The sequence below is a fragment of the Desulfitobacterium sp. genome (assembly GCF_982384815.1).
Map to the genome: position 1 here is coordinate 1 of NZ_CEVWNY010000004.1, position 14445 is coordinate 14445.

General features: G+C 45.1%; 14 protein-coding genes. 6 read left to right on the forward strand and 8 right to left on the reverse strand.

The genetic code is table 11. The features are described 5' to 3' along the window. Together AC1U9U_RS01335 and AC1U9U_RS01340 are read left to right on the forward strand one after the other, a co-directional pair. On the forward strand, window positions 1-2140 hold a 2140-nt coding region (locus tag AC1U9U_RS01335), incomplete at its 5' end, for a DEAD/DEAH box helicase family protein (RefSeq protein ID WP_479958749.1). Window positions 2141-2240: 100 nt separating this feature from the next. Next, window positions 2241-2807, forward strand: a complete 567-nt coding sequence (locus tag AC1U9U_RS01340) for a Uma2 family endonuclease (protein ID WP_479958750.1) — start codon at window positions 2241-2243, stop codon at window positions 2805-2807. Here the strand turns inward: AC1U9U_RS01340 and AC1U9U_RS01345 are convergent. The 8 genes from AC1U9U_RS01345 to AC1U9U_RS01380 form a co-directional block, all read right to left on the reverse strand. Then, on the reverse strand, window positions 2778-2978 hold the full coding sequence (locus AC1U9U_RS01345; protein ID WP_479958827.1) for a YjfB family protein: 201 nt from the start codon (window positions 2976-2978) through the stop codon (window positions 2778-2780). The two genes, AC1U9U_RS01340 and AC1U9U_RS01345, sit on opposite strands and share 30 nt — an antisense overlap. A 131-nt stretch (window positions 2979-3109) precedes the next feature. Next, window positions 3110-3958: a homocysteine S-methyltransferase family protein gene (locus AC1U9U_RS01350; protein ID WP_479958751.1), complete on the reverse strand. Its 849-nt coding sequence runs from the start codon at window positions 3956-3958 to the stop codon at window positions 3110-3112. 51 nt (window positions 3959-4009) lie between these two features. Beyond that, window positions 4010-4810, reverse strand: a complete 801-nt coding sequence (locus AC1U9U_RS01355) for a helix-turn-helix domain-containing protein (protein WP_479958752.1) — start codon at window positions 4808-4810, stop codon at window positions 4010-4012. 188 nt (window positions 4811-4998) lie between these two features. After that, window positions 4999-6039, reverse strand: a complete 1041-nt coding sequence (gene nrfD, locus AC1U9U_RS01360) for an NrfD/PsrC family molybdoenzyme membrane anchor subunit (protein ID WP_479958753.1) — start codon at window positions 6037-6039, stop codon at window positions 4999-5001. A 5-nt stretch (window positions 6040-6044) separates the two neighbouring features. Further along, window positions 6045-6650 (reverse strand): 4Fe-4S dicluster domain-containing protein, encoded by a 606-nt coding sequence (locus tag AC1U9U_RS01365; RefSeq protein ID WP_479958754.1) that lies wholly within the window; start codon window positions 6648-6650, stop codon window positions 6045-6047. Between the two features lie 37 nt (window positions 6651-6687). Beyond that, window positions 6688-8988, reverse strand: coding sequence for a molybdopterin dinucleotide binding domain-containing protein (locus AC1U9U_RS01370; protein WP_479958755.1), 2301 nt, complete (start codon window positions 8986-8988; stop codon window positions 6688-6690). A 57-nt stretch (window positions 8989-9045) separates the two neighbouring features. Next, entirely contained in the window at window positions 9046-9804 is a 759-nt protein-coding gene (locus tag AC1U9U_RS01375) for a twin-arginine translocation signal domain-containing protein (RefSeq protein WP_479958756.1), read from the reverse strand. 96 nt (window positions 9805-9900) lie between these two features. Continuing rightward, complete coding sequence (locus AC1U9U_RS01380; protein WP_479958757.1) at window positions 9901-10608, reverse strand: TorD/DmsD family molecular chaperone; 708 nt, start codon at window positions 10606-10608, stop codon at window positions 9901-9903. A 376-nt stretch (window positions 10609-10984) separates the two neighbouring features. Between AC1U9U_RS01380 and AC1U9U_RS01385 the strand changes: the two genes are divergently transcribed. The 4 genes from AC1U9U_RS01385 (at window position 10985) to AC1U9U_RS01400 (ending at window position 14231) form a co-directional block, all read left to right on the forward strand. Then, window positions 10985-12238, forward strand: a complete 1254-nt coding sequence (locus tag AC1U9U_RS01385; protein WP_479958758.1) for a DNA polymerase Y family protein — start codon at window positions 10985-10987, stop codon at window positions 12236-12238. 215 nt (window positions 12239-12453) lie between these two features. Next, the gene (locus AC1U9U_RS01390) at window positions 12454-12987 is read left to right on the forward strand and encodes a nitroreductase family protein (RefSeq protein ID WP_479958759.1); all 534 of its coding nucleotides are present in this window, start codon (window positions 12454-12456) and stop codon (window positions 12985-12987) included. A gap of 163 nt (window positions 12988-13150) precedes the next feature. Next, on the forward strand, window positions 13151-13882 hold the full coding sequence (locus AC1U9U_RS01395; RefSeq protein ID WP_479958760.1) for a M48 family metallopeptidase: 732 nt from the start codon (window positions 13151-13153) through the stop codon (window positions 13880-13882). A gap of 85 nt (window positions 13883-13967) precedes the next feature. After that, window positions 13968-14231 (forward strand): glutaredoxin family protein, encoded by a 264-nt coding sequence (locus AC1U9U_RS01400; RefSeq protein ID WP_479958761.1) that lies wholly within the window; start codon window positions 13968-13970, stop codon window positions 14229-14231. Window positions 14232-14445 lie beyond the last annotated feature (214 nt).

Consider the following 14445-nt stretch of genomic DNA (forward strand, 5'->3'; position numbering starts at 1 on the left):
CCTTGTCAAACAGGCGAAGGATGATTTTAAGCATCATCTTCCCGATATGTCCTTATGCAACCTTCTTAGTAACAAGGATGATAAAAATGCCCGCATTGTCTTTTCTACCTATCCCACCATGCTCAACGCCATCGATACGGCGAAAACCGCCGAGGGGCAACGGCTTTTTTCCCCGGCCCATTTTGATCTCATTATTATCGACGAAGCTCACCGCAGTATTTTTAAAAAATACCGGGCGATCTTTGAGTATTTTGATGCTATTTTAGTGGGACTCACAGCAACCCCCAAGACTGAGGTGGATCGGAATACCTATGACTTTTTTGAAATGGAGCATGGGGTCCCGACTTTCGCCTACGCCTATGAGACAGCCGTTCAGATAGATCGGGTCCTAGTGCCTTACCACAATATCGAAGTCACCACGAATTTTTTAGAGCAGGGGATTACCTATGAGGAGCTTTCCCCAGAGGATAAAGCCCGCTATGAGGAGGATTTTACCGATGAAGACGGGGAGATGCCCGATTTTATCCCCTCGCCTGCCTTGAATGAATTTATCTTCAACCAAGCCACAGTGGACATGGTCCTTGAGGATTTAATGACGAAGGGGATCAAGGTTGCCGGTGGGGATCTACTGGGGAAAACGATTATTTTTGCCCAAAACAAAAAACACGCCCAATATATCATCGAGCGCTTCGATAAACTCTATCCCCAACTGCGGGGCAGTTTTGCCAAGCGGGTCATCTGTGATGATGCCTATGCCCAGACCATAATTGATGACTTCAAAATCCCTGAAAAACAACCCCATATCGCTGTGTCGGTGGATATGCTGGATACGGGGATTGATGTGCCGGAGCTTGTCAATCTGGTATTTTTTAAGCGGGTTCGCTCGAAAACGAAGTTTTGGCAAATGATCGGTCGGGGGACGCGGTTATGCAAAAATCTCTTCGGCGACGGTCAGGATAAAACCTACTTTATTATTTTTGATTACCTGGGTAACTTTGAGTTTTTCCGTGTGCATAAAGAGGGTTTAAAGGGTAACGATACCCAAAGCCTATCGGAAGCGATCTTTGCCAAACGGGTCAGGCTTATCCAATTTTTGCAAGAGGGGACTTTTAGTGACGAGCCTTATCAAGCTCTGCGCACTGAGCTAGTCGATACGGCAAGGCAGCAGATTGTGGCTTTAAACACGGAACTGGTCTCAGTGAAAATGCAGCTTCAGTATGTAGAAAAGTACAAGCAAGCCGCAGCTTTCACCTGCTTAACAGAAAGTGACAAGCATAACCTAGTTACCTTTCTGGCACCCCTAGTTTATATGGAGGATGCGGATGAATTTGCCAAGCGCTTTGATAATCTTATGTATGGCTTAATGATTGCTCAGATCGAGGCAAAGCCTCAGTTCAAAAAGAGTAAGAAACAGCTTATGAATCTCTGTCTCGAGCTCGCTAAGCGGGCCACGATACCACAAATTAAGGAAAAACTGGCAATTATCAATGATGTTGGGACTGTGGATTTTTGGGAGAAGCCGGGTCTTCTGGATTTTGAAAGGGTGCGGGTAGAGCTGCGGGAGTTGATTGAATTCATCGTGGGTGAGGGTGAAAGACCGATCATTTACACGAACCTTGCCGATCAGGTCCTTCGGGTTAAAGAGGGGGAGGCCCTAGACCCTGCCTATGACTTTGAAGATTATCGACTCAAGGTCAATCGCTATATCGAGAGCAACCGGGATCAGGTGGCCATCCATAAGCTGCGCCATAATATTCCCCTAACAGTGCTTGATTATCAAAGCTTGGAGCGGATCTTTACCGGAGAACTGGGGACCACTGAGGATTACCAACGGGAATTCAAAGACACACCCTTTGGTCTTTTGGTTCGCAAGGTGGGGAAAATGGAATATGCTGCTGCCACTGCGGCTTTTTCCGAGTTTATCAATGACCAATCCCTTAACCAAGCCCAGATCGTTTTTGTTAAAAAGGTGATTGATTACATCGTCCAAAACGGTTATATGGAAAATCCGGCTGAGCTCATGAAGCCACCCTTCGATAAACCCCAAAACCTCATGAAGTTATTTGATGGGTCTAAACAGAAGAAGATTTTGGAACTGGTGGCTAAGATTAAAGAGAATGCGATCAAGATAGTAGGTTAGGATTGCATTAGAAGTCGCACATCAAGTTATCATCAGCTGAAATTCGCATAATTATCTGCTATAATATGGGAAAGTGATGCTTGCTGAAAGGACTGATTAAATGCCACTACCACAGAAAAAGGGTGACTATTCCTATGCTGATTATCTAACTTGGTCAGAAGATGAAAGATGGGAAATTATCGACGGCACAGCATATATGCAGGCGGCACCATCTCCTCTTCACCAAGAGATATTAGCTAATTTGTTAACACAGTTTCATCAGTATCTTTCTGGAAAGTCTTGCAAAGTGTATCCTGCGCCTTTTTGTGTTAGATTGATTGAAAAAGAAGAGAAAAAGAAGGAAGATATTAGAACAGTTGTTGAACCGGATATAGTTGTAGTCTGTGATAGGTCTAAAATTGACGATAAGGGTTATAGTGGCGCTCCGGATTTGATCATTGAAATTGTATCACCATCATCGATTAAGATGGATAAGCTTATAAAATTCAATTGGTATGAAAAAGCGGGGGTTAAAGAATATTGGATCGTTGAACCAGAGGGAAAGCTTATTAGTATATTTATACTAAGCGAACAAAGATATGGTCGCCCCCAGATATACACTGAAGATGATAAGGTTAAAGTTTCGATATTCACGGACCTACTCATTGATTTGAAATCGGTGTTTTAAGGTGTAACGAGTTGTAAATCGAAAACGAACTATATAAAAAGACCGTAGCAAAGCCATTTCCATCAGGGCTTGGGTATGTTCCGTAGAGGTGTTCATAACCATCTTCATGACTGAAAGGGAAGCTTGCTGTTTAAGTTGTGCCTGATTAGAGATAATTGATAAAGCGGCTATATATCATTATTTGGTTAGTTTAACCAGCACTTATCTGTGCCGTTCATCAAGGTCTGGACCTCGGGAAAGGTTAGCGGATTGTTTTCAAGCTTGGAATGGCAAGACAGGAAAAATAAGATGCGAAAATACTTCTATATAGACAATACATCCCGGATAGCCCTAATATACTCCGGAGTTGTTCCGCAACACCCGCCAAACCATTTGACCCCCATCTCGGCCATGGCTTTGATATATTGGGCAAATTCTTCAGGTTTCACATTATATACTGTTTGCCCGTCGATCGGTTTTGGTAATCCGGCGTTAGGCTGAATTAGAATTGGTAGGGAGGTGGAAGCTACAAAAGCTTCAACAAGGGGCAGCATTTCCTTGGGACCTAAAGAACAGTTAGCCCCAACGGCGTCAACTCCGTATTCCTCTAAGGTCGTGACAACGGCTTTCACGTCATGGCCCATGATGGTTTTACCACGCTTTTGAAAGGTAAGGGTACAGACGACCGGTAGGGAAGAATGATCTTTCACAGCTTTAATGGCGGCTTTGGCTTCGTTTAGATCAAAGAAAGTTTCGACTAAAGCCAGGTCGACTTGCCCTGTTGAGGCTGCAGCCTTGACTTGACGAGCGTATAAATCATAAGCTTCATCGAAGGATAATTTTCCTAAAGGTTTAAGAAGCTCACCGGTTGGTCCCATATCCAAAGCTACTAAATTATCTCCGGCAGCTTTGCGAGCAATAGTCACAGCTGCCTGAACCACTTCTTCGACGGAATGCCCGACCCGCTCTAGCTTGGTTTCAATGGCACCGAAGGTATTGGTGGTGATGACCTGACTGCCGGCTTGAATGTAACTCTTATGAATTTCTTCGATTACATCTGGCTTCGTAATATTAAAGAATTCCGGAGGTTGGCCGGGGCTAAGCCCGTATTTTTCAGCCATTGTCCCCATGGCTCCATCAAAGATCACAAATGATTGGCTGTCTAATTTCATGATAAAGACCTCTCAGTAAATGTATTGATTAATCTCCGATTAATGCTTTAATCATTGAGTGCAAATAGTGTTTTCTTCGCAATTCTGCAAAAGGGATCTGTTACGTTTAAAGAACTGGATGAAATTCAAGATGAATTTCAAGTCTCCTGCATCCAAGTCACGTACCGCTCTTAGTACTGACTGTACCCTCGGATCACTTAATAACGATAAAAGATCAGAGTTCAGTGAGGATAGAAGATTCTCTACGTCTTCCCGCTCTAATAAAAAATAACAAACGGAGACTCCCAAGGCTTGAGCCACACATTCTAAGGTATCTAAAGATGGTTCGGCTTGATTGTTTTCAATCTGGCTGACCATGGCCGGACTAATCCCCGACTTATCCGCAAGAGCAACTCCAGTCATCCCTTGCTTTTCCCGTTCCTGGCGTACTCGCTCGCCAATAGATAGGGCATCGGTTGATTTCTCTAAAAAATAGCGGACGGTTACACTAAGGGAATTAGCCAGGTGGCTAAGGGTCTCCAAATCGGGTTCTAGCGACCCTTCTTCATAAGCCCGGATATTTTCCGGCGGAATGCCGGTGAGTTCGCTGAGCTCATCGATACTTAGGCTTCTGCCACGCCGGATAAAGGATATTTTTCCTCCTATAACCTTTTCGGTACCTATACCCAGAAGATATGTAGGTGATATATTTAAGGCGTCCGAAAGCTTCTTGACCATTGCCACCGAAGGTTTTTTAACTTCACGTTCGACAGCACTTAGAAAGGAGCAAGAAACTCCTAATTGATCCGATAATTCTTGTAAGGTCATTCCTCTTTGTTTGCGAAAATCACGAATCGTTTTGCCAAGGGCCATTCTTTAATCCTCCGGTTTTTATATAAGTTTAATGTTTCTGTTCCTTTTTTAAACTATTATACTATAACATGCTACTGATGATGATGTAAAATTTTGAACCCGTCGGGGTGGTTAATATTGCCGAATAAAATAAGCTTCTGTGTATGGAATCCTTACACAGAAGCTTTCTTTAAGTATGGGATTGAAAATTAGGAACTAAAGGAACGATTTGTCCTAGCAAAGGTCTTCTTACCCATTGTTATACGATTTACCAATCCAGGCATAATAAAAATCAGAAATACTGTAAGTATAAGAAGGATACTCACTGCGATCCATTCATTCACCTCACCAAAGGTATACAGCAATGTACCGGAAACAGGAAGTTCTTCGCCACCTGCTACAATATTGTAGCGAAGTGCAAACACTCCGATAAGACTTAATAGGCCGGAAATCCCAAGTGCTTTTGCGGAACGTTTACTCAATACAAGAATGACCAATGGAATAAGCATTCCTATGATTATTTGGACAAAAACGAAAGTAAACTGTTTGGGGCCAATAAGCAAATGCTTAACCAAAGCCCGCCCTGCATCATTTAACATGAAGATAGCGAGTAGGTGAAAGGCTAAAAGTGAGATTTCTAATACCACCATCCAGATCTTCATGGAATGAATCGCTTCTTCTGTTCCTTCTCCCGCGAGGTGAATTGTTTTTGGAAAGAAAGTTTGAACAAAGCTGATTAAGCTGAGTCCTGCTATGGAACCTGAGATAAGGAATAAGACTGGCAATAAAGCGGAATTCCATAATGGCCGCCCAGGAACTGCAGCCAACAAGAAACCCGTATATAATCCTAAGGCAGCAGCAAAAACAACACCCACTTGGCCCCAAGGCTTGCATCGCGTATCATCTGTCCAGAGGAACCAAGTATAAACTAGACAAACTAATCCATAAATCAGAAGGATAAAAGAACCCCAACTCATAACGGAGAAAGGATTTACATGGATGAATAGGGTTAGTGCTCTCAGTGGTTGTCCTAAATCCACTACCAAGGCCAGCAGCCCGGGTATTAATGTTGCCAAAGCCATTATACTAGCCGGTTTAGCTAACGGCACTAATGTTTTCTGACCAAAGACCGGGCCGCAGCTTGAAATGAGGAAGAGTCCCGCACTTAAGCCGGCGAGGAAAAAATAGACAACAATTAGGGGGCCAAAGGCCGCATGATGCTGAATTTGATACACATAAGCAATGTCCACGTTCCTTACCTCACTTTCACAAGGTTGGCATAATCTGCGCCGGCTAAGGCATCATCCAACCCAATATAATAGACACTGGGCCTGGTACCCATCTCACGTTTTAATACCTGAGCTGGATGCTCATTTAAGAGTCGGCTCACTTCACTATCGGGATCATTTAAATCCCCAAAGAATCGGGCATGAGCAATACATGTGCTGACACAAGCCGGAAGAAGCCCACCCTTGACCCGATGCAGGCAAAGATCGCATTTTTCCGCTGTTCCTTTTTTTGGATGCAAATAACGTGCGTCATAGGGGCAGGCCGATATGCAATAGCGGCAACCAATGCATTTTTTTTGATCTATGACAACTACGCCGCCTTCATCACGATGCGTCGCTTTAACCGGGCACACTTGTTCACAAGGGGCCTGTTCACACTGGTTACACAAACGCGGCAATTTAACCCTCGTTACGTTGGGGTATTTTCCTTTGTCCGCTTCGACCACCCAAGAGCGAAAGAATTTCTCCGGAACATTGTTTTCCATTTTACATGCTGCGGTACAGGCATGGCAGGCCACACATCGGCCCAGATCGATAACCATCCCGTAATGCGGTTCTAGCTCGGTGCTCATTCGTTATCCCCCTTAATAACTAAATTAATCATAGGATTTACGCCTTTTCTAATCTATACGCGCCACCATTTCGACTGGGAATGCCTGTACTCATTTCACTAAAACCAAAGATCGTCTTAAATGTAGGATCGATCAACCCGATTCCGCTTAAGAGGATACCCGTTCCCAGCGTAGCATCGCCACCGATATTGTTAGCCCCTACTTTATGGGCCCGGCTTCCGTACTCCCAGTGGCCATAACCGAATGCTACGGCAACCGTACCGGCTGCAATACCCGGCCGAGTCTTCAGGATTCCGACAACCTCCCCACCGGTGGCCGAAATAAGCTTAACCTTATCACCGTCCTTTAATCCGAAGCGTACGCAATCATCGGTGTTTATCTCGATATTATTGGTAGCGTTTAAATCACGCAGCATGGAGTTTACCAACATTGTTGCACTCCGGAATTTGGCCTTATATGAAACTCCTTTTAAGGGCCATTGCTCTTCCGGGAATGATTTACTCAAGGGTGTACCATCCGCAAAAGTTTCGGGGTTCCAGCCCAGGACACCGGAGAATGGTTTGCCTGTAATCGTATTCCGGGCGGTTGCCAAAGCCTCTGAGTAGGTTTGGAAGCAGCCGGGATTTGCATATTTATAATCGTCTCCGTCATAACCCGATCCGTATGGCTCAAACCGCCCCCCTCTAGATATGACATATGCGACTTTAGACCATTCCTCCGGTCTGACACTTTTTTTCCACATAGCTGCCAAGTTGTCTAAATCTTGAATTTTACTTTCCTCTGCGGAGAGATCAGGAACCGGGATATCATCGCATGCTATGTTAGCGATTTTTTTCAGGAAGAAGTCTTCGGGCTTATTTAGGGGATACATTTTTTGATCCGGGCCCGGGATTGCCTCATCTCCATAACCTGGAACCCCAATCATTTTAGCCACATCGATGAGATAGTTTTCGAAACAAGCATAACGCCCGTCTTTGAGTTTTGCAGTCAGAGGCTGAACGACCGGCCAACGGACGGTTGTTCCTTTACCGGCAAAATTCCCCCAAATGTATGGAAGTCCCCAACTTTCGTACTGTGTCGTATCCGGAATTATATAGTCTGCTAGGGCAGTTGTCTCACCCATAAAGGCGTCAAAAGCGATAAATAGGGGAATGCGTTCTACTTTCTTCATTTCATCGACGACTAATTGATGCGCAGCTCCCGGGGTAGAGAAAACTGGGTTGGCCATCCAAACCATTAGAACTTTGCACTGGTAAGGATAGCTGTTCACCATGGAAAAAATAGCTTGATTATCGGAGTTGCCGCCAACAAAACTCATCGTTCCGAAAGAGTACCAAGGGAGCTTTGAAGGGTAGGGATTTTCCCCCTTAGCTACTTTATTTTTATACTCGGTGGTTTGTTCGTAGACCCCGGTGCGGCAGATGGGCACTCCCTGCGGTGGCAGAGCCTTGGGTATTTCAAGTAACTTATATTGATTCATTAATAAGTTAAATGATGCGCCGCCAACACCGGGAATCATGCCGCCTTTTTTATAAAAAGCTCCTACTAAAGTCGCCAATACATGGTGCGCCATAGCTCCGTCCAGACCGTTCGCGGCAGCAGTGTTACCCATCCCATCAATCCCGACTTTGGTTCCGTGGGAAGTGAATTCTTTGGCAATTTCAATAATCGTTTTTTCAGGAACGCCGCAATCTTTGGCATACGCCGAGATTTCTTGACGGAAGGCGCTTTCCTTTAAGAATAAGAAGCCGGTTTGTACTTTGATTGCTACGCCGTTTTTATCTTTGACTTCACCGCTGAAAAAAAGATCCCCTTCCGCTGATTCGGTATAGACTACCGGTTTACCCTGAGCTTTATCCATTACGATAAAATAGTCCGGTTTTTCGGGAGATGTTCCAATCGATTGAGGCGGATCAGACTCGGGAAGGGAAGGCAAGGGAAGACCCAAGTCCTCAGCCCGCAGTATTTTTCTGTCATTCGGATGGTTGGGATCATTAATCACAAGATGGCAGGCATTGGTCCAGCTGTTGAATCCTCTTTCTTTCGCCACTTTAAGATTTGGGGCCGTCAGATAAGCCGCATTATAGCGATCATTCTCGATAATCCAGCGTATCATAGCCAACGCAAAGGCCCCATCCGTTGCAGGTTTGATTGGAATCCATTTTCCGGCGTCTCCGATTGGTGCGATCGCCCCCCCCAACATTACGGGGTCAATAACTACGAACTTCAAGCGTCCTTCCTGCGCCCCCCGTGTCACCTGTCGGGAAACCATCTGAAATGGCGATCCACTGTGTCCCGGAAACATCCCAAGGTAGATTATAAACTCCGCATTTTGCACATCCGGTTTAACTAGGTTACCGCTAGCTACCTGCGCCGCAGGTATTTTGGAACCGCCTCATGTATATCCATGGGTATACATATTTCTGGTTCCGAAAGCACTCGCGAAGCGGCCGCTGAAGACCGTACGGCCATCAAAACGTCCGCCGATCATAACTAACTGGTTAGTCTTAGGGCCTAATTCCGGCTGTTCCGGGTCAATAGGGGCGGCGGGATCATAGACATGTTTTAACCCTTCGATCGGCATGGTCTCACCAAGATGCTCAAAAGGAGTTCCTCCCTCGACTGTTTCTTTAAGGGCCTGCTCCCAAGAGATCGGCTCCCATTTGCCTTCCCCGCGCTTATCCGCACGTTTAAGGGGAACAAGCACTCGATAAGGATCATAATGCGCCTGCAGGGTTGCATTCCCACGGGCACAAAGGGTTGCACGGGCCTGATGTCCCTTGTCTTGATAGTGACTAAAGGCAAGGTAGCTTTCTGTTAAAGGTGCTTCAATGGGAAGATGTGGTTCCGCATTCGTTGGATTGTACGGATTTCCGAAAACACGGATAATTTGTCCAGTGCGTTTGTCAATCTTGACACGATTCCCGCAGGAACTATAACACCCTAAACAAGCGCTATTGCGCATTATTATATTAGGATTGAGTTCTAGTTCGCCTGACTTGGAATTTACACGGGCTTCCAGTTCCTGTCCAACCCCCGTTGCGGGAAAATGGTCAGGGGCTTGTTCGGCCAAACTTATCCTTTCCATGCCTAAACCGGCAACCGCGGCTGCGCCGAGTACAGCTGATAATTTAATAAAACTTCGCCGTTTCAAAATTGTTTCACTCCTTCATTTAAATAAATTTAGAATTAAAGGATCGCCAATTCCCAGTAATAATCCATCTCATACCCCCTTTCACCTTGCAGGGCTTTAGTTTTTATACCACTGCATTCCCTGGGGATTCGCATCGCGTTCCAGCTTGTTTAAATCCGTTGCGACCCAGATTTTTGTAGCAACAGCAGCTTGCGCATAGTAACCTGGGGCAAGATCAGATAAGGCTTGGGCAAAATTTTCGATCCATTGACAAAGATGTGCACGTAAGAACTTAATCCCGAAGTCCCGCCATTTTATAGCTTCGAAGGGATTATCCTTACTCCAAGCCGTTCGTTCCGCACCACAAAGCATTCCCATAAAGGCTAGCTCAAACCCCACATGATCCGGCAGGTGAGTTTCCTTTAGCGGTGTAAACACATTAAGTGTCCGGGGCTGAAAGTCTGCCGCGGCATAACATGCCGCAACATGGCTCGCCTCTATACTGTTCAGAGTTCCAAAGGGCTTTTTTTCCCCCGATTTATAGGTCAGTAAAGCAGACTCGTACGGCGGAACATATTTTCCGGACATCGGAACAAAAAAGCAGTCATAATATTCTTGATTAAGTCCCTCGGCTAATTTATAGCTATCGCCCGCGCTAACAGCTGAAAACATGTATGAAGGAGCTTCTAATTCCTTTAGTAAGCCTTGTAAATCATCAATAGATTTCAAAGACTGCGTAACTTTCGGTTCTTGAAGAAAGATTTTAGCTAAAAAGGTATAGATATTACCCCGCGTTTGGGTGTTAATCACCATATCCTTATACATAAAGTCACATATCCCCTTTCGAAGCTTTGCGTAAGCGCACACTATTACTCACTATGCTAAATTTTTAATCCCCGAGATCTTTGATCCTCGCTTAAATCAGTCCTCCTTGTAGCGGATTTCACACTCACAGACATAGACGGTTCAGATAAATAACACAATTACTTAATGTAGGTTCAAAAAAATAAACCGTTTAACTATTGGTGTAAAGGATTTGAACCAATAATTAATAATTTTGATAGAGTATATTCTGCAAAAGATAAAAAATTCCTTCCGCAAAATTAAAAATATTTTAACTACCTAACCCCGCCTATTACGATCTGAGTTTTTAAGTTAGAATATGTAATGAAGAACTTTTTAGTTAGGCTGGTGGAGGATTATGGAAAAGAATTATCCCAGTACCCCTCTTGATATTGTCCTCTTCGATGCCAATAGTTACTATGCTAGTTGCCATCAGGCAGTGGATCCGGAGCTAAGGGGTAAGCCTTTGCTAGTGGCAGGAGACCCGAAGAACCGGACGGGGATAATACTTACGGCTAGTTATGAGGCACGGCTCTATGGGGTTAAGACGGCCATGCCTTTGTTCCAGGCTAAGAAACTTTGTCCGGAAGCAGTGGTACTGTCCCCGGATTTTCGGCTTTATCTGGAGCTTAGTGAAAAGATGTGGCAGATCGTTGGCCGCTATACTGATGAAGAACACATTGAAGTGGTCTCCGTAGATGAATGCTTTGCGGATTTTCACGGGTCACACTTGCTTTTTGGCAGTACAGAAGAAATTGCCCGGCGAGTCCAGAGGGAAATCTTCGAGGAACTAGGGCTTGGTGTCTCAGTGGGAATAAGCTACTGTAAGATCTTTGCTAAATTGGCCAGTGACTATCAGCGGGACCCCAAGACAAGGATTAAGGTTCCCCGCAGTTTTACGGTCTTAGCACCTGAGGATCTGAAGAGTAAGATCTGGCCCTTAGGAGTGGGAGAGATGTCTGGAATTGGGAGACAGACAGAGAAGAGTCTCGAGGGTATGAACATCCGAACCATTGGTGATCTAGCTAAAGCATCCCCTCAAGTTCTGCAAAAACGCTTTGGTATCTATGGCGTAAAGATTTATGAATGGGCCAATGGCCGGGATGAACGTCCTGTGACCCAGGTGGACCAGGTGAAGGATCATTCCATCGGTCGCTCCATCACCTTGCCTCAAGATATAACCGATGGAGAGCAGGTGGCGGAAGTCTTGCTAACTCTAGCGGATAGCGTAGGGAGAAAAGTCCGGCAAGAGGGGGCTAAAGCTCAGACCATCACTTTATCCGTTAAAGACCCAGATTTTAAAACCCGTACCTATTCGGTTACCTTGTTTGAACCAACGGAGCTGACCGATGTAATTTACCAAGAAAGCCTGAAGCTCTTTGGAAAATGGCCTAAGGATAAGTCCATCCGTTTGCTGGGCATTACCGCCAGTCGCTTGCAAAAGGGAATGGAACAGCTCAGCCTGTTCCAGGAAGAAGTTCAAGAACAGTCTGAGCTGGATCGCACGGTAGATGAAATTCGTAATAAATACGGATCGGATATTTTGATGCGGGGGACCCAATACCTATCTTTAAGCCGCAAGCTGTCGGGGAGGAATAGTAAAAACAAATAGCTGGTGGCAGGACTTTGCGGTGCTTTGCACGAATCAGTTAAATAAAGGATATTCCATGCCTTTGCGAGTAGTATATGCATTACCGGCAGAACTATCAGAATATTCCATATATTTTTAGGTTTAGGGTTGAACATCAAAGGTACATACTTTTTATCCACGACAAAATTGGTCATAAATAACTAGCATAAAGAGTAATAATACGAGGAGGAAGAGAAATGAGTTTTTTGGAACTGGCACAAAAGAGAAGAAGTCTGAGGTCCTATAAGCCTGATCCTGTGGAGCAGGAGAAACTGGAGTATGTCTTGGAATGTGCTCGCCTGGCACCATCCTGGAAAAATCTCCAGTGCTGGCGGTTTATCGTGGTAGAGGAAGAAGCCCAGCGACAGGCCCTTACCACGGCTTATGCCGAGACCAATCCAGGTCGCAAAGCCTTATTACAAGCCCCCCTTATCGTTGTTCTCTGTGCACTTCCTAGCGAGTCAGAAGTCTGGGAAGGTAAGGATTATATGATGTTGGATGCGGGACTGGCCATGGAGCACTTGATCCTAGCGGCGGCGGAGCAGGGACTGGGAACTTGTTGGCAGGGACTTTTCTCAGAAGAAAAGGCTCGAGAGATCTTGAAAGTTCCGGAGAATGTTCGTATCCTAGCTATGACCCCCTTAGGCTACCCAGCTGAAGAAAGAAATCCAAGACCGCGGAAAGAGATGTCACAGATTGTATTTAAGGGTGTCTGGGGGGAGAAAATCTAGGTATACATACTTCTATGCCGCTTTACTGCATCACTGATGAATGGGAAAACGGTATCGGGTCAAGATACTTCACTGCGTTCAGTATGACAGGGTGCGGTGTCATCCTGAGCATATGCGAAGGATCTTTCCAGGATAAAAAGCATACCTTTAGGAGTAGGATAAAATGCCTTCATCTTTGAAGTTGGGTAAAACGATTATTCCTTATGAGGAAAGAAAAAGTAAGCAAATTAAACGCATTTCCATACGTATTACACCGGAAAAAGTCAGAGTATCGGCTCCCGCTCGCGCTTCCAAGGGCGAGATTCAAGCCTTTATCGAGAAAAATCGGGAGTGGATCCTTGAGAATTGGGCCAAGCTCCAGGAAACAGTTGTCCAACCGTCCCAGAGGGTTTATGAGGACGGGGTGGGTGTACCTTACCTGGGAAAAGGTCTAACCTTACGGATCTCCGATACACCCAATAAGATGATCAGTGCCTTTTATAAGATGGAGACGGAAACCTTAGATATCAAGATGCCCCAGGAGCTTCAAGGGGACAGGCGCCAAGAGGCGATTCGGGAAATTCTTGAAAAATGGTATAAGCAGAAGGCTCGAGCAGTATTTGTCCAGAAGCTTAATGCCTGGAGTCGGGAGATGGGGGTAAGCTATAACCAGTTCCGCCTCAAAGAGCAGAAGACCCGCTGGGGTAGTTGTTCCAGCTTGGGCAATATTAACCTCAATTGGCGAGCGATCCTGGCCCCGGAGCCGGTAGTGGATTACCTGGTGATTCATGAGCTATCTCATCTCAAATATATGGATCACTCCCGAGAGTTTTGGCAGAATGTCTCCCGTTATTGCCCAGACCATGCAATCTATCGCAAATGGCTCCGGGATAAGGGGCATACTTTGGTGTTGTAATTTTTATGTTCGGGGTTTGCCATACTGTACCCTGATTTTGGATAGAATATCTGAAGCATAAGAAGTTTTTAAGGAGGGTACTAAAATGAAACCCATCATTATGTTAACCATGGAATCTTGCCCCTATTGTAAAAAAGCTTTGCGATGGATGGAGGAGCTCAGGAGTGAGAATGAGGAATATCAAAAGCTAAGTGTTGAAATGATCGATGAAAACCTCCAACCACAGATTGCCAGTCAATATAACTATTACTATGTCCCCACGTTTTTTGTGGATAACGTAAAAATTCATGAAGGAGTTCCCACCAAAGAAATTATCCGCTCTGTTTTCGATAAAGCACTTGAACCTTGATTTACTTGAATAAATACGAACACCCCGCGGCAAGTGTTTAGCGATTTCGCTAACCTTGTGTGCGGGGTGTTTGTTCGCTATTCAGGGAGTATACATTGCATGGCGCATAAAGCAACCAGCGATTTCACCTTTCTGCACCTCATAAAGCCAGTTGGCATAATATGGATATATGGGTGTAGAGGGGGAACCACTGTGCCAGGGGAAAATTATGCGT